The following is a 21,983-nucleotide window of genomic DNA, read 5'->3' as shown; positions in this document are numbered from 1 at the left end:
GCTACCGCTAATCTGACGGATAGTCAGCTAGTACGTGGTGCGGGGTATGGGGTACGGCGGAGGTTGTGCGATGCGCGCAGACGTGGAGTTCGGCAGCATCCCGGGGCTGGTGTACGCGGCGGCGGAGCGCTACCGGGACCGCGAGGCCGTGGTCGAAGGGCGTACCAGGATCACCTACGGCGAGCTGGGGGAGCGCGTCGAGCGGGCGGCCGCGGCCTGCATCGCGGCGGGCGTCGAGCCGGGCGACCGGGTGGCGGTGTGGGCGCCCAACACGGTCGACTGGATCGTCTCGGCCCTCGGCGCCGTCACGGCGGGCGGCATCGTCGTCCCCGTCAACACGCGCTTCAAGGGCACCGAGGCCGCGTACGTCCTGGAGCGGACGCGGGCGAGGCTGCTGTTCATCACCGGCACCTTCCTCGGCACGTCGTACGTCGCCTCGCTGCGGCGCGCGGCGGGGGACGGCGCGGGCGAGGGCCCGCTGCCCGGACTGCCCTCACTGCGGGACGTGGTCGTCCTGGCGGACGACGCACCGGCCGACTTCCGCACGTGGAAGGACTTCCTGGCGGCGGGCGAGGTGGTGCCGGCGACTTCCGTACGGGCCCGGGCGGACGCCGTGCGGGCGAGCGCTCCCTCCGACATCACCTTCACGTCGGGGACGACCGGGCACCCGAAGGGCGTGGTCATCACCCACGCCCAGACGCTCCGGGTCTACGGGGTGTGGAGCGAGCTCGCGGGCCTCGGGGAAGGTGACCGCTATCTGATCGTGAACCCGTTCTTCCACACCTTCGGCTACAAGGCGGGCATCATCGCCTGCCTCATGCGCGGGGCGACGATGGTCCCGCAGCCGGTGTTCAACGTGGACACCGCGCTCGCCAATATCGCCGCCGAGCGCATCAGCGTGCTGCCCGGGCCGCCGACGCTGCATCAGTCGATCCTCGACCACCCGGCGCGTGCGCAGCACGACCTGTCGGCGCTGCGGCTGGTCGTGACGGGGGCGGCCGTGGTGCCGCTCGAGCTGGTGGAGCGGCTGCGCAGCGAACTGAGGATCGCGACGGTGCTCACCGCGTACGGGCTGACGGAGGCGAGCGGGACGGTGACCATGTGCCGGCGCGGCGACCCGGCGGAGGTCATCTCCGGCACGTCGGGGCGCGCCATCCCCGACACGGAGGTCAAGGTCGTCGCGCCGAACGGCGAGCAGCTGTCGCCGGGCCACCCGGGCGAGGTGCTGGTACGCGGCTACCACGTCATGTCCGGCTACTTCGAGGAGCCGCAGGAGACCAAGAAGGCCATCACACCGGACGGCTGGCTGCGCACGGGCGACGTCGGCGTCATGGACGCGCAGGGGAACCTGCGGATCACCGACCGCATCAAGGACATGTTCATCGTCGGCGGCTTCAACGCCTACCCGGCGGAGATCGAGCAGCTCATCGCCCGCCACCCGGACATCGCGGAGGTGGCGGTGGTCGGCGTTCCGGACCCGCGGCTGGGCGAGGTGGGCAAGGCGTACGCGGTACGGCGGGCGGGGGCGACGCTCACCGGGGACGACCTCATCGCCTGGTCGCGGCGGGAGATGGCCAACTTCAAGGTCCCGAGGGAGGTCGAGTTCCTGCGGGAGCTGCCGCGCAACGCGAGCGGCAAGGTGCTGAAGACACAACTCAGGTCGCGGGCCCTGTGAGACCGCTGCACTGGGACCCGTCAAGCGGAGGTGGCGGGGGTGCCGTCGGGGCTGGTTTGGGGGGCCGGGATAGTCGAGTGGTTGTCCCGGGTGGCGACGGTGCCGCCGCCGGTGGAGTGGTTGTCGGCCATCGCGGGAGCCACAGAGCCACCGGTCGCGGCGACCATGATTGCAATCGTTATGAGAAGTCTCTTCGTGCAGAACATTGCCAGCTCCTGGGGGCCGTAGGGGATGGGATGTCTATTCCCTGTTGAAGATGCGATGCGGATGCAAAGGCAGCGACTCTTCCGATGTCTGGCCAAAAGAGAGCGAAGGTTGGCGAGATCGCACAAGGTGATGACGCAGATGCGGCCGCGACGGCTCCCCCTCCGTGCCGCCGCGGCCGTCCCCCGCTCGGTGTGGCCGGGGTCAGATGCCCCCGCCAGTGGTGTGGTTGTCCAGCGGCTTGGTGTCCCCGCCGGTGGTGTGGTTGTCCTCCGGCTTGAGGTCTCCGCCGGTGGCGTGGCCGGCCAGTGCGGTCAGGCCTCCGCCGGTGGTGTGGTTGTCCAGCGGCTTGGTGTCCCCGCCGGTGGTGTGGTTGTCCTCCGGCTTGAGATCTGCGCCGGTGATGTGGTTGGTCAGTGCGGCGGTCACATCCCCGCCGGTGGTGTGGTTGTCCACCGGGACGAGGTCCGCGTGGCTGTCCAGGGTGGTGACGTCCCCGCCAGTGGTGTGGTTGTCCAGCGGCTTCACCACATCGGGCGCGACGGTTTTGGGCTTCTTCTCGGTCGTCATTGCGATCAACTCCTGTGAGTGCGCGCCCCGTTGAGCAACCCGCCCGGCGACTCCCCCGTGGGCCGCCGGACGGGCATATCGGAGCCGCTCACCATAGTGGTGGGGCCATCTCACCGACCCGTCTGCCCCCCGACGCGGCGGATCGGCACTCATGAGAATGGCGCGGAGCGATGAACGATCGATAAACGTCCGCGGCAATGCCCCCGGCAGGGATTCAGGTCGCGGCGACCGGCGCGAGGAGGCGTCGTACCTCGTCCGCCTCCGGCGAGCCCAACTGCTCGTAGACGGCCAGCGCATCCTGCCAGCACGCCCGGGCCCGGTCCGCGTGGCCGACGCCGCTGAGAGCCTGCCCGAGCACGGTCAGCGCGTTCGCGCGCCGCCACTCGCCGCCGATACCGCGGAGCACGGAGAGCGACTGTTCGGCGTGGACGGCGGCCTGGGCCGGGCGCTGCGCTGCGAGATGGACTTCGGCGAGCCGGAAGTAGGTCATACCCTCCCACAGCCGCTGCCTGCTGTCGCGGAAGATCGCCAGCGCTTCGGTGAGTTGGTGCATGGCCTCGTCGAGCCGCTTGTCCTGCGTGAGAGCAAGCCCGAGCGTGTACATCCCGTTGGCGAGGCGCATCGTGACACCCAACTGCCGGTAGATGGCGATCGCTTCCTCCGCCAGCCGTACGGCACTGCTGATCCGCCCGGTGTTCAGGTGCACTCGCGAGAGATTGCAGAGCGAACTCGCCTCGCACTGCTGGTTTCCGTCGGCCTGGAAGGTGGCCAGTGCCTGAGTCAGATACGCCTCGGCGTCCTCGTGGCGGTTCTGGTAGGTCGCGATGATGCCGCGGTCGTTGGGCGCGAAGCCGGAAGCGACGGGATCCTCGGCCGCGAGCCCGAGCAGCATGGCGGACTGCGCTTCCTTGTCCGCCTCGTCGAACCGGCCCGCAAGGCTGTGCAGATGCGCGAGCGAGGCGCGTACCCGCCCCTCGGCCAGCGGGTCGCCCACCTCTCGCGCGGCAGCCGCGAGCGCCGTGTTCGCCTGCCCCCACTGGCGGGAATCGGCTCCGGATTCGGCCAGGTCCTTGGTCACGAAGACGAGGTCGACCGCGCGCCTCAGCGTGCTCGGGCCGGACAGCTGCTGGGCGCAGGCCAGCAGGCACCGGGCTTCGGTGAACAGCCACTTCAACGCCGCGTTCCGGTCCGGGAAGGACAGACCGGGGCGCCGGGTGGGGGCGACGTGGGCCGTGACCCGGTCACCCGGCCGCTCCAGCGCGTAGACCCCCGCCGCCGTCGCCAGGTAGAAGTCCAGCAGCCGCGACAGCGCCGCGTCCCGCTCCGACGGGGGGAGTTCGTCCCTCTCCGCGCATGCACGCGCGTAAAGCCGTACGAGGTCGTGGAAGCGGTAGCGACCCGGGGCGGCGGATTCGAGGAGGGAGGTGTCCACGAGGGACTCCAGGAGTTCCTCGGTCTCGTAGGCGTCCAGGTCGAGCACCGCCGCGGCCGCCGTCAGGGAGATGTCCGGGCCGTCGGCGAGGCCCAGCAGCCGGAAGGCGCGGGCCTGTTGCGGTTCGAGCTGGGCGTAGCCGAGTTCGAAGGTGGCGCGGACCGCGAGGTCGCCCGCCTGGAGCTCGTCCAGGCGGCGGCGCTCGTCGCCCAGCTTCGCGGCCAGGACCGAGACGGTCCACGTCCGCCGCGCGGCCAGCCGGGACGCCGCGATGCGGATCGCCAGCGGCAGGAAGCCGCACGCCGCGACGACGTCCAGCGCCGCCTCCCGCTCACTCGCGACCCGCTCCTCGCCCACGATCTTCGTGAAGAGCTGAAGGGCTTCCTCGGGGCTCATGACGTCGAGATCGACCAGGTGCGCGCCCGCCAGGTCGACCATACGGGCCCGCGAAGTGATCAGTGCCGCGCAGCCCTCCGTACCCGGCAGCAGGGGCCTGACCTGGGCCGCGTCGCGAGCGTTGTCCAGCAGGACCAGCACCCGGCGCCCGTCCAGCGTCGACCGGTAGAGCGCGGCGCGCTCCTCGACCGCGTCGGGGATCGCGGTGTCCGGCGTGCCGAGGGCGCGCAGGAACGCGCCCAGCACGGCCTCCGGCTCCGCGGCGCGCGCACCCGCACCCTGGAGGTCCACATACAGCTGCCCGTCCGGGAAGCGGTCCCGGGCCGCGTGCGCCACGTGCACGGCCAGCGTCGTCTTGCCCACGCCGCCGATGCCCGCCACCGCCGACACCGCCATGATCCGGCCCTCCGCCGTCGCCAGCTGCTCGCCGAGCTCGCCGACGAAGGCCGCGCGCCCGGTGAAGTCGGCGACCGTCGCGGGCAGTTGCGCGGGCCGTACGACCGCCGCCTCGCGCGCCGGATCGCCGCCGTGCCCGCCGCCCGCAGGCGCGGCGGCCAGGCCCGCGTCGGCCTGGAGGATGCCCTGGTGCAGCTCGTTGAGCTCGGCGCTCGGGTCGATGCCGAGCTCATCCGCGAGCAGCCGCCGGGTGTCCGCGTACACGGCGAGCGCCTCCGCCTGCCGGCCGCTGCGGTAGAGCGCCAGCATCAGCAGGCCGCGCAGCCGCTCGCGCAGCGGGTGGGCGGCGGTCAGCGCGGTCAGCTCGGAGATCGCCTCCGCGTGGCAGCCGACCTCCAGGTCCATCTCGAGGCGGGCCTCTATGAGTTGGAGCCGCCACTCGTCGAGGCGGGTGCGCTGCGCCTCGGCGTACGGGCCCGAGAGCCCGGCCAGCGGTTCGCCGTCCCAGAGGCCGAGCGCGTCGTTGATGAGGTCGCGGGCGCGGCTGCGGTCGCCATGGCTGCGGACCTTCTCGGCTTCGGCCGCCCAGCGCTCGGCCAGCGCGATGTCGAGGCAGCCGTCCGCGACCCGGATCGCGTACCCGCCCGACTCGCTGACCAGCGCGTCCGCGTCCGGTCCGAACGCCTTGCGCAGCCGGGACGCGTACGTCCGCAGCGCGGCCACGGCGGCCTCCGGCGGGTCCTCGCCCCACAGTGCGTCGACCAGCTCGGGCGCGGTGGCGGTGCGGCCGCCGCGGAGCAGGAGGGCGGCCAGCAGGGCGCGTTGCTGCGGCGAACCGGTCGGCAGCGGCTGCTGGCCGCACCAGGCCCGTACGGGACCGAGTACGGCGAAACGCAGGCGCGCGCCGACCGCCGGTTCCTGACCCATTCGCTGCCCCCAGATCTCCTTAAGTCAAGTCGCACACGCCAGTTTGCCTTGTGCATGACTGCCGCGTCACCAGGAGTCCACTGTCTCCCCTTCTCTCTACAAACCGTGTACAGAGGGCGCGGAGCAAGCGCCTGCCCCGAGGAGCTGACGGTTCGTCAGATCGGCGCTACCGTGTCAGACATGGAGAGCTTCCCGAAGATAATCTCGGTGGACGACCACACGGTCGAGCCCCCCGGCGTCTGGCGGGACCGGCTCCCGTCGAAGTACCACGACGTCGGACCCCGCATCGTCCGCGCGCCCCTGAAGGAAATGACCTTCGTCGGAGGCAAGTTCGCCCCCAAGATGGGCGCCCCGGGCGACGAAGGACCGGTCGTGGACTGGTGGGTGTACGAGGACCTGCACCGCCCCCTGACCCGTCTGGATACGGCGGTCGGCTACGCCAGGGACGACATCAGGCTCGAAGGAATTACGTACGAGCAGATGCGCCCCGGATCCTTCTCGGTGCCCGAGCGGCTGGCCGACATGGACGTCAACCACGTTCAGTCCGCGCTCTGCTTCCCGACCTTCCCGCGGTTCTGCGGACAGACCTTCACCGAGGCCAAGGACCGCGAACTCGGGCTGCTGGGCGTACGGGCCTACAACGACTGGATGGTGGAGGAGTGGTGCGGGCCCGAGGCGCAGGGCCGGCTCATCCCGCTGACCCTGATCCCCCTGTGGGACGCGGAGCTGGCGGCCGCGGAGGTGCGCAGGAACGCGGCGCGCGGCGTGCCGGCCGTCTGCTTCAGCGAGATCCCGCCACACCTGGGCCTGCCGTCCGTCCACACCGACGCGTGGGACCCCCTCCTGCGCGCCTGCGACGAGACCGGCACGGTCATCGCCATGCACATCGGGTCCAGCTCGAAGATGCCGTCGACCTCGGCGGACGCACCGCCGGCCGTCGGGTCCACGATCACCTTCGCCAACTGCTGCTTCTCGATGGTCGACTGGCTGATGTCCGGCAAGTTCGACCGCTTCCCCAACCTGAAGATCATGTACGCGGAGGGCCAGATCGGCTGGATCCCGTACATCCTCGAGCGCGCGGACGTGGTCTGGGAGGAGAACCGCGGCTGGGGCGGCGTCGCCGACAAGGTGCTCCGCCCGCCGTCCGAGCTCTTCGCGGAACACGTCTACGGCTGCTTCTTCGACGATGCGGTGGGACTGCGGAACCTGGACGCGATCGGGGTCGGCAACGTCCTGTACGAGACGGACTACCCGCACTCGGACTCGACCTGGCCCAAGTCGCGGGAGGTCGGCGAGGCCCAGATGCGGCACCTGACGCCGGACGTCGTGGAGCGGATCGTGCGCGGCAACGCGATCGAGCTGCTGCGGCTGACGAAGGACGGCCTCTGGCCGGGGGCGTAGCGCCCGGGGGCCGTAGTGCCGGGGGCGTAGCCAGTCGGCCCGCGCCTGCGGCGCGGAAATTCCGCCCGCCCGCCGGGCCCGCCGCCGGGCCGTGCGCCGCTTGGTGCGGCCGAGTGACCGAGTGTGACCGTCGAGGAGACGCCGTGGTTCAGATCCTGCCCGGAGGGCAGCTGGTGTACGGCATGCAACTGCCGATCCAGTCGCTGAGCACCATCTACGCGGAGCCGTGGGAGGCCGGGGCCGGACCCGGCGACCTCGCCGAGGTGGCCAGGGCCGCCGACCGGCTCGGCTTCTTCTACATCGCCTGCTGCGACCACGTGGCCATCCCCCGGCGGCTCGCCGCCGCCATGGGCACGACCTGGTACGACCCGGTGGCCACCCTCGCGTACCTCGCGGGACTCACCGAGCGCGTACGGCTGCTGAGCCATGTGGCCGTGGTCGGGCTGCGGCACCCGCTGGCCACCGCCAAGCAGTACGCGACGCTCGACCACCTCTCCGGCGGCCGGCTGGTCCTCGGGGTCGGGGCCGGGCATGTGGAGGAGGAGTTCGCGGCGCTCGGCGTGGAGTTCGCCGAGCGCGGGACTGTCCTGGACGATGCGGTCGACGCGCTCAAGGCGGCCCTGGGACCCGAGGAGTTCCCGGAGTTCGGCGGCGAACGCTTCGCGTTCAGCGGCCTCGGTCAGCGGCCCCGCCCGGCGCAGGAGCCGCGCCCGCCGCTATGGGTGGGCGGCTCGTCCCCCGCGGCCGTACGGCGGGCCGCGGTCCGCGGCGACGGCTGGCTGCCGCAGGGGGACCCGCGCGACCGGCTGCCGCAGCAGATCGCCCGGCTGCATGCCCTTCGGGAGCAGGCGGGGGTGACGGAGCCGATCGAGATCGGCGCGATCACCGAGCCGCTGTACGTCGGTGAGCCCGGCTGGCACGTCGGCAGAAGGACGCTGTCGGGGAAGCCGGAGCAGCTGGCCGAGTCGCTGCGCGAGTACGCGGCCATGGGCGTGCACCAGATCCAGGTCCGCTTCCGGAGCCGGAGCAGGGCCGAACTGACCGACCAGATGGAGGCCTTCACCACGGACGTCGCCCCGCACCTGGACGCCTAGCCGCCCGGTTGTGGGCATTCGTTCCGCAGGGGCTGCGGGTCCCCCTGGACGGAGTCTGGGGGAGGGTGGGCCCACCCCGGCCACCGGGCCCGCACCCGAACGCGGGTCCAGGGGCGAAGCCCCTGGCTGGATCTGAGGAGTTCGTATGGGCAAGCTGGACGGCCGCGTCGTCATCGTCACCGGGGCGTCGCGCGGACAGGGCGAGCAGGAGGCACGGCTGTTCGCCGCCGAGGGCGCGAAGGTCGTCCTCGGCGACATACTCGACGACCAGGGCGAGGCGCTCGCCAAGGAGCTGGGCGAGAGCGTCGCCACGTACGTCCACCTCGACGTGAGCCAGGAGGCGGACTGGCAGGCCGCGGTCGCCGCCGCCAAAGCCGCCTTCGGGAAGATCGACGGGCTGGTCAACAACGCCGGGATTCTCAGGTTCAACGAACTGACCGCCACCCCGCTCGACGAGTTCCAGCAGATCGTGCAGGTCAACCAGGTCGGCGCCTTCCTCGGCATCAAGACCGTCGCCCCCGAGATCGCTGCGGCCGGCGGCGGCACGATCGTCAACACCGCCTCGTACACCGCCCTGACCGGCATGGCCGCCGTCGGCGCGTACGCGGCGACGAAGGCCGCGATCGTCGGGCTGACCCGGGTGGCGGCGCTGGAGCTGGCGGGCAGGAAGATCAGGGTCAACGCCATGTGCCCGGGGGCTATCGACACCCCGATGAGCAATCCCGCCCAGCTCGACCCCACGGCCGACTCGGCGGAGACCTCCGCGGCCCTGGACGAGCTCTACAGGAGGCTGGTGCCGCTCGAGCGCGTCGGGCGGCCGGAAGAGGTCGCCAAGCTGGCGCTCTTCCTCTCCAGCGACGACTCCTCGTACATCACCGGGCAGCCCTTCGTCATCGACGGCGGGTGGCTGGCGGGCGTCAGCATTTTCTGACGAGGCGTCAGCTATTGACGGCTCGTACGGCCGGTGCGACAGTCGTCTGCATCGCGAGCTGACGCTCCGTCAGAACAACCTCGGGACGGTGAACCTCCTTGGAATTCGGGATCTTCGTACAGGGATATGTGCCCGACACACGGCGTGCAGTCGACCCCGAGGCGGAGCACAACGCTCTGATCGAGGAGACCAAGTACGTCATCCAGGCCGACACGTACAACTTCAAGTACGCCTGGGCCTCCGAGCACCACTTCCTGGAGCAGTACTCGCACCTCTCGGCGAACGACGTGTTCCTCGGCTACCTCGCGCACGCCACCGAACGCATCCACCTCGGCTCCGGCATCTTCAACCCGCTCGCCCAGGTCAACCACCCGGTGAAGGTCGCCGAAAAGGTGGCCATGCTCGACCACCTCTCCGAGGGGCGCTTCGAGTTCGGCTCCGGGCGCGGGGCCGGCAGCCACGAGATCCTGGGGTTCCTGCCGGGTATCACCGACATGAACCACACCAAGGAGATCTGGGAAGAGACGATCGCCGAGTTCCCCAGGATGTGGCTGCAGGAGGAGTACGCGGGCTTCCAGGGCAAGCACTGGTCGCTGCCGCCGCGCAAGGTCTTCCCCAAGCCGTACGGGAAGTCCCACCCCGGCATGTGGTACGCGGCCGGGTCCCCGTCCTCGTACGCGATGGCGGCGAAGAAGGGGCTCGGGGTGCTGGGCTTCAGCGTGCAGAAGGTCTCCGACATGGAGTGGGTCCTGGAGCAGTACAAGACCGCCATCCGGGAGGCCGAGCCGGTCGGCGACTTCGTCAACGACAACGTCATGGTGACGTCGACCGCGATCTGCGCCGAGACGCACGAGGAGGCCGTACGGATCGCGGCGGGCGCCGGGCTCAACCGGCTGCAGTCCCTGGTCTTCCACTACCACGACACCTTCCCGAAGCCCGAGGGGCTGCCGGTGTGGCCGGAGATGCTGCCGGACTTCAACGAGGAGATCATCGAGCTGCTCATCCAGGAGGAGCTGCTGATCTGCGGTGATCCGGACGAGGTGCTGCAGCAGTGCAAGCGGTGGGAGCAGGCGGGGGCGGACCAGTTGAGCTTCGGCATACCGATCGGGGTGCCGTTCGAGGACGTGATGAACACGCTCAGGCTGGTGGGCGAGCACGTGATCCCCAAGATCGACACGGACCCCGTCCACCGCACGACCCGCTTCCGCCAGGCGGCAGGCACCTGACGACGCCTGCCGCTTTGTGGGCATTCGTTCCTCGGGGCTGGGGGTCCCCCCGGACGGAGTCTGGGGGAGGGTGGGCACACCACGGCCACCGGCGTGCAGCCGCGTACGAGACGGGAAGCCCCGGCGGGGGGTTGCGCGCCGTTGCCCGTCGACCACCGGCGTGCGGTTGCGTACGAAACCGGAAACCCCCCCGGCGGGGGTGCGCGCCGTTGCCGTGTGCGGGCCGGGTGAGCCCACCCTCCCCCAACTACCGCTGGGAGGTGCCCCCAGCCCCGCGGAACGAAGGCCCACACCCGTGAAACGTGGGCAGCTGCCGCCGTCCGGCGGGGGCTGCCCCGCACGGGCGGCGGCATCCCGGGCCGCCGTCCCGGTCGCGGTCCCGGCCGGAGGCCCCTCCGCGTCAGCCCCCGGCCGGGACCCATCGGGCCGGGCGGCCCGGCTGCCCGGCGGGCCACGGCCGACAGACCGCCTCAGCCGAGAAGGGACCTCAGCCATGCTCGACCACCTCATTCGCGGAGCGACCGTCGTCGACGGCACGGGCGCGCCCGCACGCGCCGCCGACGTCGGCATACGCGACGGGCGGATCGCGGTCGTCGCCGAGGCCGGTTCCGTCACGGAACAGGCCCGCAGCACCGAGGACGCCACGGGCCTCGTCCTCACCCCCGGCTTCGTCGACCCGCACACCCACTACGACGCCCAGCTCTTCTGGGACCCGTACGCCACCCCCTCCATGAACCACGGCGTGACCACCGTCGCCGGCGGCAACTGCGGCTTCACGCTCGCGCCGCTCAACCCCGACCGTCCCGAGGACGCCGACTACACGCGCCGGATGATGAGCAAGGTCGAGGGCATGTCCCTGGTGGCGCTCGAAGAGGGCGCCCCCTGGAACTGGCACTCGTTCGGCGACTACCTCGACGCGCTGGAGGGCGGGATCGCCGTCAACGCGGGTTTCATGGCCGGGCATTGCGCGCTGCGCAGGCACGTCATGGGCCCGGACGCGGTCGGCGGCCGGCCCACGCCGGAACAGCTGGAGCAGATGCTCCGGCTCTTCCACGAGGCGATGGACCAGGGCGCGTGGGGCCTGTCCACCACCCAGTCCTCCACGCACTCGGACGGCGACGGCAAGCCCGTCGCCTCCCGGCACGCCGCGCCCGACGAACTGCTCGCGCTCTCCCGCGCGGTCGGCGAGCACGAGGGCACGCAGATCGAAGCGATCGTCGCCGGCTGCCTCGACCAGTTCGCGGACGAGGAGATCGACCTCTTCGTCGAGATGTCGGCCGCCGCGGGCCGGCCTCTCAACTGGAACGTGCTCACCATCGACGCGGCCGTGCCCGAGCGCGTCCCGCGCCAGCTCCTCGCCTCCGAGCGGGCCCGCAAGGCGGGCGGCAGGATCGTCGCCCTCACCATGCCGATCCTCACGCCCATGAACATGTCGCTCGGGACCTTCTGCGCCCTCAACCTCATCCCCGGCTGGGGTGACCTTCTGGGCCTGCCGGTGCCGGAGCGGATCGCGAAGCTGCGCGACCCCGCCGTACGGGCGGAGATGCTGCGCCGCGCGGACAGCAAGGAGGCCGGTGTCTTCCGGCGGCTGACGAACTTCGGCCGATACGTCATCGGGGACACGTACGCGGAGGCCAACGCAGGGCTCACCGGTCGGGTCGTACGCGACATCGCCGCCGAGCGCGGCCAGGACCCCTTCGCCTGCCTGGTGGAGATCTGCGCCAACGACGAGCTGCGTACGGTGCTGTGGCCGATGCCGACCGACAACGACCCGGCCAGCTGGGAGCTGCGGAGGCAGACCTGGGAGCACGAGGACGTCATGCTGGGCGGCTCGGACGCCGGGGCTCACCTGGACCGGATGTGCGGGGCGCCGTACACCACCCGCTTCCTGGGAGACTGCCTGCGCGGTCGCAGGCTGGTCGGCCTCGAGCAGGCGGTGAAGATGCTCACGGACGACCCGGCGCAGCTGTTCGGGCTGCGGGAGCGCGGCCGTATCGCCGAGGGCTGGCACGCGGATCTGGTGCTCTTCGACCCGGAGCGGATCGAGGCGGGACCTGCGCGGCTCGTACACGACCTGCCGGGGGACAGCCCGCGGCTGGACTCGCGGGCGGTGGGAATCGTGAGCGTGCGGGTGAACGGTGTGGAGACCGTCCGGGACGACACCGTGACGGGCCGGATTCCCGGGATCGTGCTGCGGTCCGGCAGGGACACGCGGACGGTGAGCACCGCGGGCTGAAAGAACCGGATGTGCTGCGGGTCGCGTTGACCGTCTCGTCCGCGACCCGCTCGGACTCATCCCTGGTGCTGCCGCTGCGCATCACCATGTTTCTGTCGATGGCGTGCTCGTCGGCATCGCACGCTCAACCCGGCACGCTCATCCCAACCGCACGGGTGAGTTCTCGTCCCGCGCTGCCCGCGTGCGGTGGTGCTACTCTCTTTCACGGCACGTGTGTACGCCGCGTCGCGGCGCCCGTGCTTGTTCGTTCGAAGGCTTCCGCAGTCGGCACCGTCACGTCCTTCGATGACCGGTGTTGTGCGAAGTTCCTGATTTTCATCGCCGTGGCTGGTTCCCGTACGCGTGTGCGTACGTCGCCGTGGGTTGATCCCTGCCGCCTTGCGGAGCTGTGAGTTGTTCCGGCTTCGGTGCGGCCCCCTTCCCCTTCCCCTTCCCCTTCTCTCCTCGATCTCTTCCTGTTCGAGCGAATCACGAAAGGACTCCGCGTGAGTACCGCTACCGAATCCCCTACAGAACACACCTCCCCCCAGCTCCGCCCGGCGAAGGACGAAGCGGTCCTGCCGTTCGCCGGGGTCGTCGACCTCGTCGGCCAGCATGCGTACGTACGCGCCGACGGCTATCTGCCCGGCGCTCGCGATCTGCACCTGACGATGAACCAGGTACGCCGACTCGGCCTGCGCAAAGGCGACTTCGCCGAAGGCACCACGCGCCCCGGGCACGGCAAGGCCGCCCAGCCGTGGGTCGGTGTCGACAAGGTCAACGGGATCGAGGCGGGCGGAGACGGCGACCGTCCCCGCCTCGCCAATCGTCCCAGCCTTGCCGACCGTCCCCACTTCGCCGATCTCACCCCGCTCCACCCGCAGCAGCGCCTGCGGCTCGAGACCGCTCCGGGGCGGATGGCGACCCGGGTCATCGATCTCGTCGCACCCGTCGGCAAGGGACAGCGTGGGCTCATCGTGGCCCCGCCCAAGACAGGCAAGACCGTAATCCTTCAGGAACTCGCGGAGGCCGTCGCCCATAACCACCCGGAGTGCCATCTCATGGTGGTGCTCCTCGACGAGCGGCCGGAGGAAGTCACCGACATGCAGCGCTCGGTGCGCGGCGAGGTCCTCTCCTCGACCTTCGACCGGCCCGCCAAGGACCACGCCGCCCTCGCCGACCTGGCCATCGAGCGCGCCAAACGGCTCGTGGAACTCGGCCATGACGTGGTGATCCTGCTCGACTCCCTCACCCGGCTCTGCCGCGCGCACAACAACTGCGCACCGGGCAACGGGCGCATCCTCACCGGCGGGGTCGACTCCTCCGCACTGCTGGCGCCCAAGCGGCTGTTCGGCGCCGCGCGCAACATCGAGAACGGCGGGTCGCTGACGATCCTGGCGACCGCGCTGGTCGAGACCGGGTCCCGGGCCGACGACTACTACTTCGAGGAGCTGAAGAGCACCGGCAACATGGAACTGCGCCTCGACCGCGCCCTCGCCGAGAAGCGGATCTTCCCGGCGATCGACGTCGATCCCTCGGGCACCCGCAGGGAGGAGATCCTCACCCCGCCCGGCGAACTGGCGGTTGTCCGCAGGCTGCGGCGCGCACTGCACGAGCGGGACGCGCAGAAGGCGATCGAGCTGTTGCTGGACCGGATGAGGAACACCGGCAGCAACGCCGAATTCCTGCACCGGATCAGCCAGACGGGCCAGGGCAGCTAGATGGGTGAGGCCAGCCCGGCCAGATTCCGCTTCGCCCCGCCGAACGCTCGATCGGCGAGGCGAAGTGCTGTCGCCGAGGTCAATTCGGTCCTTGATTCCGGGCGGTGGCTGTGGGCCCGGAGAGGACCGCGGTGAAGAGAACCGGGCCATTCTGATGGGCAGTCACTTCGGCAGTCCGCTCGCCATTCACGGAGCCGTCCATCAATTCGGCCGAGATGGTGCAAGGGGTGTCCAGCTCCGCATATCGATGGAAAGAGATGGCTGCGGAGGTAGGCTTCACACCCAGGGGGGTGAGAAGGATGTGACCGGCTTGACGCGCGGCTTCGAGCAGGACCATCCCGGGGGTGTGATCGCTGCCGTGGTCGAAGAGGATGGGATGGCGCGGGTCGGGGCTCAGCAGCCAGCGGTTCGGCTTGCCGGTAGGAGCGAGTACGACCTCTGTCGGAGCTGACCGGCCCACGCTGGCCGGGCTGACCGGGGCCGGTCGGCTGAGCAGTCCATTGGTAGTGGTGCTGATCCGTTCGCCGCGTACGCGCTGGTAGAACGCCGGCGTCAGGCAGGCGAAGCCCGAACTTCCGGTGGCCACCAGGCGGCCCGCCCGGTGGATGGTGAACTCCATCCGGGACTCCACGCGCTGACGTCCCTGCCACTGCAGCTCCGGGCAGCTGGCGTCCAGGACGATGTCGGCAGGGGACTGCCCGATGGCCATCTCCTCGTCGACGACGGTGAAGTCCAGGTCGCGCAGCAGGAAGACGTGCTCGAGCGGAATTCCGTACTTGGCGTGTGCGAGGTACAGCCCGCACTGCCGGATCGTCACGGCCGCTATCAGTGGGTCGTACCGGGTGCCGCCATCGGTGGTGAAGAAGGTGTGCGCCCTGGGCCACTGGCCAGTGAGGGAGAAGTGGGTGGCGCTGAGCTGTATGCAGCCGGTCAGGAAGACCTCGGCGACGGTGTCCAGATGGACGAACTCCTTGGGCACGGTGGTCGTGAGCGTGGCCTCGGGAGTCAGGGAGGAGCCAACGGTGTAGCTGTTGCGCGAAATCGTCGTCAGCTGAGTCATGAAGGTGACCTCGCCCCGTAGCTGAGTGGATTGCGTTCGGACCTTACGGCTTCATAAGATACAGACTGGCCGGTTTTTTTCAAAGGCTAAATGGGACCGCACGTCAGCGCGGCATTGGCGCCCGGAAGACAGCAGCGCGTGCCCGCAGGCCGAGAGGTCAGAAGCATGCTGACGGCGCTGCGCCCGCGCGTGGAGGCGGGACGATCTGCGGCACCGGGCCATCGACACCCTGTTCCGCACCGCGATCACCGCTCGGAAGGCGCGCGGTGCCCAGGAGCGGCGCGCGCCGAGCCGCGCTGAACATGACCAGCGATCTGGTCGCCACGAGGGACGCGGGGGGCGGAGGCGGCCCCCTGGGTGGACGTGATCGAGGAAACCTTGCGCGCGGAGGGGCCGTAGCGAACCTCCCCGACGGGCCCGAACGGCTCGATCCGGCTGCGTCAGAAAGTTTGTGATCGCGAAGTCGCGTAGATGGCAACCGGTGGTCGATGCGGTAATATACGTGCCGTTCGGTTTGGTTTTCTGTCAGGGCGCCGTCGCTGCACTCGCCAGTCTGGTGCTTCGCCCGTGGTGGAAGGCCCTGAAGCGAGGAGGCAGGAGGCCGCGATGGCGCAGCAGCAGCGTGCGATCCGGACCCGTCGGCAGATCGTGGAGGCTGCAGCGGAGGTCTTCGCCGAGCGCGGCTACGCCGCCGCCAGCATCTCCGAGATTCTCTCCCGGGCGGGCGTGACCAAGGGATCGCTGTACTTCCACTTCGCCTCGAAGGAGGCTCTGCTGCATGGAGTGCTCGAGGGGCAGTTGACGGGCGAGGAGCTTCCGGCGCGTTCTTCCAAGCTGCAGGAGTGGGTGGACACGGGGATGGTGCTCGCGCACCGCTTCCCCCGCGACCCCGTGCTGCGGGCCGGGTCCCAATTGCTGATCGATCCGAGCCTGCAGACCTTGTTCCGGGTGGGCCCGCAGGAGGGGTGGATCGACGTGACGGCCGCCCTGCTGGCCGAGGCCAAGAAGCGGGGTGAGGTGCTCCCGCATGTGGTGCCGCGGCAGACGGCCCGCTTCGTGGTCGCGTCCTTCAACGGGATCCTGATCCTCTCGAAGGCCGGGTCACACCTGGCCGATCTGGAAGAGGAGGTCTCCGTGTTCTACCGTCACGTGCTGCCCGGGATCGCGGTGCCCGCCGTGCTGGCCCACCTGGATGCGGCCCCTGACCGCGGGGCGCGGGTGGTCGCCGAGATGGAGCGTCCGACGGCTTCGGTCTAGGTCTGTGCATACGGGGGATATGAATGATTCTGCTCACCGGAGCGAGCGGAACGGTAGGACGGCGGACCGCACGGCTGCTTGCCCACGAGGGGCATGCCATACGGCTGTTGACCCGGGATCCGGCGCGGCTGCCGGAGCCGACGGCGCGGGCCGAGACGGTGGTGGGGGACTTCGAGGAGCCCGCCACGCTGCGCCGGGCACTGTCCGGGGTCCGGGCGGCGCTGATCGTCACCAACAACCCGTTGCGCCCCGCACACGATGCCGAGTTGATCACCGCTGCCGCCCGGGCCGGAGTCCAGCGGCTGGTCAAGCTCTCCGCGCTGGGCGTCACCGATTCGAGCGCCGACGACCTCATCACGCGCTGGCAACGGGAGACCGAGGACTGCGTTCGGACATCGGGGCTGGAGTGGACCCTGCTGCGGCCCAGAGCGTTCATGAGCAACTCGCTCGGCTGGGCACCGGACATCAGGGCGAAGGGCACCGTGTCCGCCTGGCCGGGTGACGCACCGTCGGCCTGTGTCGACCCGTATGACATCGCGGCCGTCGCGGCCCGTGCGCTGACCGAGCCGGGCCACGCAAGCCGGGCCTACGCACTGACCGGACCCGAGTCGCTGACGGCCCGTCAGCAGACTGCGATCCTCGGCACCGTGCTGGGGCGCCCTCTGGTGTTTCGCGAGCAGACCCGTGAGCAGACACGGCAGTTGCTCGAGAGCCGCTATCCGGCCCCGGTGGCCCAGGCGCTGCTGGAGATCGCCGAGCGGAGGCTCCTGGGGAACAGCGGCCAGGTGAACCCCACTGTGGAGCGGCTGATCGGGCGGCCCGCGCGAAGCTATGCCGACTGGGCCGACGAACACGGGCTGTATTTCGCGCCGGCCGACCGGCATCGTCAGGATGACGCCTGACTCTCCGGCGCGCTGAGTGTCGCTTCGGACGGGACGAGGCCCAGGAGCAGCTTCCAGATCCCGGCCACGGTCTCTCCCGCCCACCAGGTGTCGTCCTCACGTCCGAGCACTTCCAGGCCGGCCGTCACGGCAGCGAGCAACTGTGCTACGAAGCGGCCGTCTTGGCCTTCCGGGCGATGGCAGCCCAGAAAGGTCAACCACTCCTGGCGTAGCGTGGGTCCGGTGAGCCGGCCGAGCTCGCCCTCTGCCTCCAGCCGGATTCCGGCTCGCAGTACCGGATCGCGCCGCATCTCAGAGGTGAGGGCCACGACGAACCGGGCCACCGAGGCCACAGCCGGAGCAGCGGTGGCGGGGAAGTGCCGCCGCGCAAGGCTGTGCGCGCGGCTGCGGGCCTCACGCCACACCGCGGTGGCCAGCTCATCCTTCGAGCCGAAGTGGAAGTACAGCGCGCCCTTGCTCACCCCTGCACTTCGGCTGATGTCGATCAGGCCGGTGGCCCTCAGCCCCTTGCTGTCGAACAGCTGGGCAGCTGCGTCGATGAGGGCTTGTCGTGTGTGTTCGGCTCGTAACTGCATGGGGCGGTCCCGTCCCCTCGGTCTGTGGCGTTCGCTCCGGACACGGCACTCTCATGACTGCTCGTGCCTGGTTGAACACCTTTGGTTATCCTAGTCTGCTCGAAGATCGAGAAAACAGACTGCATGGTCTTATTTTGGCGACCCTAGCCCGAGGCCCCTCTCGTGAATGCCGCTTCTGCGGCCGGTACATACGTGCAGTTCGATGCGGGTGTCTGGGTGCGAAGGCGGTTGTATCGCAGTCCGTTCCACGAGGGAAGCGGATGGTGGCGTTACGGTCAATGCTTGACCTGGACTTGAAAAACAGCCCGGACGGTTTGTTATGCTGTCAGAGTGCTGAACGGGGGTAATGCACGCTGGTACCCGGCTCCCGTTGGCAGGCAGAGAGCAGTGCCGACCGCCTGGTCGGCCGTCAACCTTGGGGATGGCCATGCATGTACTCGTAGTCGAGGACGAGGTGGATGTCGCCGAGTCCCTGATCCGCGGTCTGCGCCGCCACGGCTATGACGCGGTCGGAGTCGCCACGGGATCCCGGGCGCTGGATACGTACCGCGACGCGGACCTGGTCTTGCTCGACCTGGAACTGCCGGACATCGACGGGCTGGAGGTGTGCCGCACCATCAGGGCGGCAGGCGACACCCCGATCATCGCCTTCACCGACCACAGCAACGAGTCGGATCGGGTGCTCGGACTGCAGGCGGGGTCGGACGACTGCCTGAACAAGCCGTACGGCTTCCGGGAGCTGATGGCCCGGATCGACGCCGTCATGCGGCGGGTCCGGCCGCGGCACCCGGCCACTGATCCGGCGATCGAGCATGGTCCGCTGCGCATCGACGCGGCTACCCGCGAGGTGTGGCTCGACGGAGGACTGGTGGAGGTGACCCGTAAGGAGTTCGACCTGCTCTACTACCTCGCCAGCCACCCTGGCGTGGTCATCTCGCGCCGTCAGTTGATGGCCGAGATCTGGGGTGACCCCATGACCCACACCGCGAGCCCGCACGTCAGCCGCACCATCGATACGCATGTGAGCACCCTGCGCGGGAAGCTCGGCTCCAGCAACTGGATCCGCACCGTGCGCGGTGTCGGCTTCCTGTTCGGGAACGGGTGAGGCGCCGCGGCGACGGGGTGAGAAAGGAGCGAGGGGCGGCGCCACAGGCGCCGCCCCTCAATGGTGTGCGGGGCCACTGCGACGGGCCGCTATGCGGAGTGCGGTTCCCTCTCCCGCAAGGTGTCCGTGACATCGTCCTCGTGGTAATAGGCGCGCCCTCCCCGGCTGCGGCGCCTCCAGCGGTGCTCGCTGGCCAGCCGGTAGACGCTGCCGGACGAGATGTCCCACAGCCGCGAGATCTCGGCGGCCGTCAGCCAGGCCACCCGTCCCGTCTGCGACCCCGCCGGCCGACCGGTCAGACCGCGCAGGCGCCGGCCCAGCCGGGTCCACTCGTGCGCGGCCCACTGGTGCGCCGGGTCCACGTCGCACCGTATCTCCGCCAACTCAGCGGCCGTCCCAGGCCGTAGGAGGGCGATCAGTGTGCCGGAGCAGCCTGGCTCCGCACAGGCGCCGACGGGCACCCGGCGCACCGGGTCGGGGTCGGCGATCCGCCGGGCCCGGCGGGCGAGCCGGGCCATCTCGATGGTGAGGTCGGCCACGGCGTCGTGCCCGGCCAGCCACGCCAGGTGCCGGACGAGAAAGTCGGCCAGGTGCCGCACGGTACGCGCCGGCGGCGTCACCGCGCCTTCCTCGGCGACCATCGCGGCCCAGGAGCACAGGACACCATCGATGGCCGAACGGGCCTCCGAGGCCGCGGCGTTGAAGGGCATGCCGGGCAGGTGGCCGCCCGAGGTCCGCTCCCGCAGCTCGGCGCGGCCGCCGCCCAGTATCTGGCCCAGGGAGTCGTACAGCCGCGGCATCGCGCGGATGTCCGCGGCGAGCCGGGCCTGGCATGGGGCGCAGAGCCGGCCTCCGCCCCCCGCCGCCACCCGGCGGCATTCGGCACCCTCACAGAGTTCCACCCGTTCCATGTCGCTCTCCCTCGCGAAAGGACTCGTGCCTGGTTGCACGTTCCGGACGCTAGGGAGAGGGGGCGGGAGGGCCAAGTACGGCCGTGGATATTTTTCGTTCGCCACACGGTAATTGACGCCGTGCTGAGGAGTTTCAATTCCTTGACACAGGTTTGCGGTTCTCTTGAGCGATCTTCCTTGACGGCGCTTCGGCCGCCGAAGAAGCTGTTATCTAGCTTCCCCCGAACTGCGCCGAGAGGAGCGCGGCGCGCCTTTCCCGGTGCGCCGGTATGCGGCGAGGCAGAGGCCACTGAAAGCCGCAACCATCCGTGTCGCGGGAGGCGCCGGACCGCGGGGAAACCGCAAACGGTCCCGCGGCGGGGCGATTGCGCGGACCGGCTCCGGCAACCGGGCGGGCCGGTAAGTCCGCGCCAAGCGAGCCCATGCGGCCTCGCTTTTTTCTTTCCGTCCGCGTGCGGGCGTAATTCGTTCCGTTTCCCGACCCTCCTAGGAGAGGTAATGGACGCTCCAGTCATCGTTGCCGGCGCCGGTCCGGCCGGACTCATGGTCGCTGCAGAACTGCGCCTCGCCGGCGTCGACGTCACCGTCATAGAACGCCTTCCCGGGCGCACCGGCGAGTCCCGCGGGCTGGGCTTCACGGCCCGCACCATGGAGGTCTTCGACCAGCGGGGCCTGCTGCGCCGCTTCGGCGACATCGAGACCAGCAACCAGGGCCACTTCGGCGGCATCCCCGTCGACTTCGGCGTCCTGGAGGGCGCGCACCAGGCCGCCAAGACCGTGCCGCAGTCCGCCACCGAGGCCATACTCGAGCAGTGGGCGACGGAGCTCGGCGTGGACATCCGCCGCGGCCACGAGCTGCTGTCCCTGCATGACGACGGGGACGGCGTCCGGATCGACGTGCGCGGTCCGGACGGGGAACAGACCCTGCGTGCCGCCTGGGTGGTGGGCTGCGACGGCGGCCGCAGCACCGTCCGCAAGGCCGCGGGCTTCGACTTCCCCGGCACCGCCGCCACCATGGAGATGTACCTCGCCGACCTGCGTGGCGTGGAGCTCGAGCCGCGCATGATCGGTGAGACCGTGCCCGGCGGCATGGTCATGGTCGGCCCACTGCCCGGCGGCATCACCCGCATCATCGTCTGCGAGCGTGGCACCCCGCCGCAGCGGCGTGCCGAGCCGCCCGCCTTCGCGGAGGTCGCCGACGCCTGGAAACGGCTCACCGGTATCGACATCTCCGACGCCGAGCCCGTGTGGGTCAGCGCGTTCGGCGACGCGACTCGCCAGGTGACCGAGTACCGGCGCGGCCGGGTGCTGCTGTCCGGCGACTCCGCACACATCCACCTCCCGGCCGGCGGCCAGGGCATGAACACCAGCATCCAGGACTCGGTGAACCTCGGCTGGAAACTGGCCGCCGTGGTCCGCGGCACCGCGCCCGAAGCGCTGCTGGACACCTACCACGACGAACGCCACCCGGTGGGGCAGCGGCTGCTGATGAACACCCAGGCCCAGGGCCTGCTCTTCCTCAGCGGTGAGGAGATGCAGCCGCTGCGCGACGTGCTCGCCGAGCTGATCCGGTACGAGGAGGTCAGCCGCCATCTGGCCGCCATGGTCAGCGGCCTGGAGGTCCGCTACGACGTCGGCTCCGGCAGCCATCCGCTGCTCGGCCTGCGCATGCCCCGCCTGCAGTTGACCCGTGACGGCCGTGCCACCAGCTCCGCCGAACTGCTGCACCAGGGGCACGGCGTCCTGCTGGATCTCGCCGACAACCCCGAGCTGCGCCGCCGGGCGGCGGGCTGGAAGGACCGGATCGACATCGTCACCGGCACGCCCGAGGGCGCCTGGAGCGACGGTCCCCTGGCGGACACCGCTGCGGTGCTCATCCGCCCCGACGGCTATGTCGCCTGGGCCGCGCCTGGCAGCCACCACGACCTTCCCATGGCCCTGGAGCGGTGGTTCGGCCCCGCCCGATAGATCTAGCCCACAAGGAG

The 21,983-nt window shown here is 70.3% G+C and carries 17 protein-coding genes; 11 read left to right on the top strand and 6 right to left on the bottom strand.

The window, feature by feature from the left end:
* Positions 1-70 precede the first annotated feature (70 nt).
* Positions 71-1,675 carry a FadD3 family acyl-CoA ligase gene (locus tag ACTWP8_RS11495; RefSeq protein ID WP_443322026.1) on the top strand — a complete coding sequence of 535 codons (1,605 nt, stop codon included), beginning with the start codon at positions 71-73 and terminating at the stop codon, positions 1,673-1,675.
* Positions 1,676-1,695: 20 nt separating this feature from the next.
* On the opposite strand, the gene ACTWP8_RS11490 is transcribed toward ACTWP8_RS11495, so the two are convergent.
* The 3 genes from ACTWP8_RS11490 to ACTWP8_RS11480 all read right to left on the bottom strand — a co-directional run bounded on the left by ACTWP8_RS11490 (position 1,696) and on the right by ACTWP8_RS11480 (position 5,600).
* Positions 1,696-1,842: a hypothetical protein gene (locus ACTWP8_RS11490; protein WP_443322025.1), complete on the bottom strand. Its 147-nt coding sequence runs from the start codon at positions 1,840-1,842 to the stop codon at positions 1,696-1,698.
* Between the two features lie 241 nt (positions 1,843-2,083).
* Complete coding sequence (locus ACTWP8_RS11485) at positions 2,084-2,449, bottom strand: hypothetical protein (protein WP_443322024.1); 366 nt, start codon at positions 2,447-2,449, stop codon at positions 2,084-2,086.
* A gap of 214 nt (positions 2,450-2,663) precedes the next feature.
* Complete coding sequence (locus tag ACTWP8_RS11480) at positions 2,664-5,600, bottom strand: BTAD domain-containing putative transcriptional regulator (protein ID WP_443322023.1); 2,937 nt, start codon at positions 5,598-5,600, stop codon at positions 2,664-2,666.
* 180 nt (positions 5,601-5,780) lie between these two features.
* Between ACTWP8_RS11480 and ACTWP8_RS11475 the strand changes: the two genes are divergently transcribed.
* The 6 genes from ACTWP8_RS11475 to rho all read left to right on the top strand — a co-directional run bounded on the left by ACTWP8_RS11475 (position 5,781) and on the right by rho (position 14,188).
* A complete protein-coding gene (locus ACTWP8_RS11475) occupies positions 5,781-7,001 on the top strand; it encodes an amidohydrolase family protein (RefSeq protein ID WP_443322022.1) in 1,221 nt (406 codons plus the stop codon).
* Positions 7,002-7,183: 182 nt separating this feature from the next.
* A complete protein-coding gene (locus ACTWP8_RS11470) occupies positions 7,184-8,095 on the top strand; it encodes an LLM class F420-dependent oxidoreductase (protein WP_443322068.1) in 912 nt (303 codons plus the stop codon).
* Positions 8,096-8,240: 145 nt separating this feature from the next.
* Positions 8,241-9,026 (top strand): SDR family NAD(P)-dependent oxidoreductase, encoded by a 786-nt coding sequence (locus ACTWP8_RS11465; RefSeq protein ID WP_443322021.1) that lies wholly within the window; start codon positions 8,241-8,243, stop codon positions 9,024-9,026.
* A 98-nt stretch (positions 9,027-9,124) separates the two neighbouring features.
* Entirely contained in the window at positions 9,125-10,252 is a 1,128-nt protein-coding gene (locus ACTWP8_RS11460; protein ID WP_443322020.1) for an LLM class flavin-dependent oxidoreductase, read from the top strand.
* Between the two features lie 493 nt (positions 10,253-10,745).
* Positions 10,746-12,488, top strand: a complete 1,743-nt coding sequence (locus ACTWP8_RS11455) for an N-acyl-D-amino-acid deacylase family protein (RefSeq protein ID WP_443322019.1) — start codon at positions 10,746-10,748, stop codon at positions 12,486-12,488.
* A 485-nt stretch (positions 12,489-12,973) separates the two neighbouring features.
* The gene (gene rho, locus ACTWP8_RS11450; RefSeq protein WP_443322018.1) at positions 12,974-14,188 is read left to right on the top strand and encodes a transcription termination factor Rho; all 1,215 of its coding nucleotides are present in this window, start codon (positions 12,974-12,976) and stop codon (positions 14,186-14,188) included.
* Between the two features lie 79 nt (positions 14,189-14,267).
* On the opposite strand, the gene ACTWP8_RS11445 is transcribed toward rho, so the two are convergent.
* The gene (locus tag ACTWP8_RS11445; RefSeq protein ID WP_443322017.1) at positions 14,268-15,248 is read right to left on the bottom strand and encodes a ScbA/BarX family gamma-butyrolactone biosynthesis protein; all 981 of its coding nucleotides are present in this window, start codon (positions 15,246-15,248) and stop codon (positions 14,268-14,270) included.
* A 606-nt stretch (positions 15,249-15,854) separates the two neighbouring features.
* On the opposite strand from ACTWP8_RS11445, the gene ACTWP8_RS11440 reads away from it, so the two are divergent.
* Both ACTWP8_RS11440 and ACTWP8_RS11435 read left to right on the top strand, forming a co-directional pair.
* Positions 15,855-16,505, top strand: a complete 651-nt coding sequence (locus ACTWP8_RS11440) for a ScbR family autoregulator-binding transcription factor (RefSeq protein ID WP_443322016.1) — start codon at positions 15,855-15,857, stop codon at positions 16,503-16,505.
* Positions 16,506-16,528: 23 nt separating this feature from the next.
* On the top strand, positions 16,529-17,407 hold the full coding sequence (locus tag ACTWP8_RS11435; RefSeq protein WP_443322015.1) for an NAD(P)H-binding protein: 879 nt from the start codon (positions 16,529-16,531) through the stop codon (positions 17,405-17,407).
* On the opposite strand, the gene ACTWP8_RS11430 is transcribed toward ACTWP8_RS11435, so the two are convergent.
* The gene (locus ACTWP8_RS11430) at positions 17,392-17,982 is read right to left on the bottom strand and encodes a TetR family transcriptional regulator (protein WP_443322014.1); all 591 of its coding nucleotides are present in this window, start codon (positions 17,980-17,982) and stop codon (positions 17,392-17,394) included. The two genes, ACTWP8_RS11435 and ACTWP8_RS11430, sit on opposite strands and share 16 nt — an antisense overlap.
* Positions 17,983-18,409: 427 nt before the next feature.
* On the opposite strand from ACTWP8_RS11430, the gene ACTWP8_RS11425 reads away from it, so the two are divergent.
* Positions 18,410-19,087, top strand: a complete 678-nt coding sequence (locus ACTWP8_RS11425; RefSeq protein ID WP_443322013.1) for a response regulator transcription factor — start codon at positions 18,410-18,412, stop codon at positions 19,085-19,087.
* A gap of 89 nt (positions 19,088-19,176) precedes the next feature.
* Here the strand turns inward: ACTWP8_RS11425 and ACTWP8_RS11420 are convergent, their stop codons facing one another.
* Positions 19,177-19,998 (bottom strand): hypothetical protein, encoded by an 822-nt coding sequence (locus ACTWP8_RS11420; protein WP_443322012.1) that lies wholly within the window; start codon positions 19,996-19,998, stop codon positions 19,177-19,179.
* 498 nt (positions 19,999-20,496) lie between these two features.
* On the opposite strand from ACTWP8_RS11420, the gene ACTWP8_RS11415 reads away from it, so the two are divergent.
* A complete protein-coding gene (locus ACTWP8_RS11415) occupies positions 20,497-21,966 on the top strand; it encodes an FAD-dependent monooxygenase (RefSeq protein ID WP_443322011.1) in 1,470 nt (489 codons plus the stop codon).
* Positions 21,967-21,983: the final 17 nt, after the last annotated feature.

The sequence above is a fragment of the Streptomyces sp. 7N604 genome, assembly GCF_052245475.1.
Taxonomy (GTDB): Bacteria; Actinomycetota; Actinomycetes; order Streptomycetales; family Streptomycetaceae; genus Streptomyces.
The sequence above is the reverse complement of the archived record's forward strand: the minus strand, read 5'-3'. Positions and strand labels throughout refer to the sequence as shown.

Excerpts from the sequence above, each read along its gene's own strand:
- ACTWP8_RS11495 (WP_443322026.1), top strand. The coding sequence starts at position 71 with ATGCGCGCAGACGTGGAGTTCGGCAGCATCCCGGGGCTGGTGTACGCG.
- ACTWP8_RS11490 (WP_443322025.1), bottom strand. The coding sequence starts at position 1,842 with ATGGTCGCCGCGACCGGTGGCTCTGTGGCTCCCGCGATGGCCGACAAC.
- ACTWP8_RS11485 (WP_443322024.1), bottom strand. The coding sequence starts at position 2,449 with ATGACGACCGAGAAGAAGCCCAAAACCGTCGCGCCCGATGTGGTGAAG.
- ACTWP8_RS11480 (WP_443322023.1), bottom strand. The coding sequence starts at position 5,600 with ATGGGTCAGGAACCGGCGGTCGGCGCGCGCCTGCGTTTCGCCGTACTC.
- ACTWP8_RS11475 (WP_443322022.1), top strand. The coding sequence starts at position 5,781 with ATGGAGAGCTTCCCGAAGATAATCTCGGTGGACGACCACACGGTCGAG.
- ACTWP8_RS11470 (WP_443322068.1), top strand. The coding sequence starts at position 7,184 with ATGCAACTGCCGATCCAGTCGCTGAGCACCATCTACGCGGAGCCGTGG.
- ACTWP8_RS11465 (WP_443322021.1), top strand. The coding sequence starts at position 8,241 with ATGGGCAAGCTGGACGGCCGCGTCGTCATCGTCACCGGGGCGTCGCGC.
- ACTWP8_RS11455 (WP_443322019.1), top strand. The coding sequence starts at position 10,746 with ATGCTCGACCACCTCATTCGCGGAGCGACCGTCGTCGACGGCACGGGC.
- ACTWP8_RS11445 (WP_443322017.1), bottom strand. The coding sequence starts at position 15,248 with ATGACTCAGCTGACGACGATTTCGCGCAACAGCTACACCGTTGGCTCC.
- ACTWP8_RS11440 (WP_443322016.1), top strand. The coding sequence starts at position 15,855 with ATGGCGCAGCAGCAGCGTGCGATCCGGACCCGTCGGCAGATCGTGGAG.
- ACTWP8_RS11435 (WP_443322015.1), top strand. The coding sequence starts at position 16,529 with ATGATTCTGCTCACCGGAGCGAGCGGAACGGTAGGACGGCGGACCGCA.
- ACTWP8_RS11430 (WP_443322014.1), bottom strand. The coding sequence starts at position 17,982 with ATGCAGTTACGAGCCGAACACACACGACAAGCCCTCATCGACGCAGCT.
- ACTWP8_RS11425 (WP_443322013.1), top strand. The coding sequence starts at position 18,410 with ATGCATGTACTCGTAGTCGAGGACGAGGTGGATGTCGCCGAGTCCCTG.
- ACTWP8_RS11420 (WP_443322012.1), bottom strand. The coding sequence starts at position 19,998 with ATGGAACGGGTGGAACTCTGTGAGGGTGCCGAATGCCGCCGGGTGGCG.
- ACTWP8_RS11415 (WP_443322011.1), top strand. The coding sequence starts at position 20,497 with ATGGACGCTCCAGTCATCGTTGCCGGCGCCGGTCCGGCCGGACTCATG.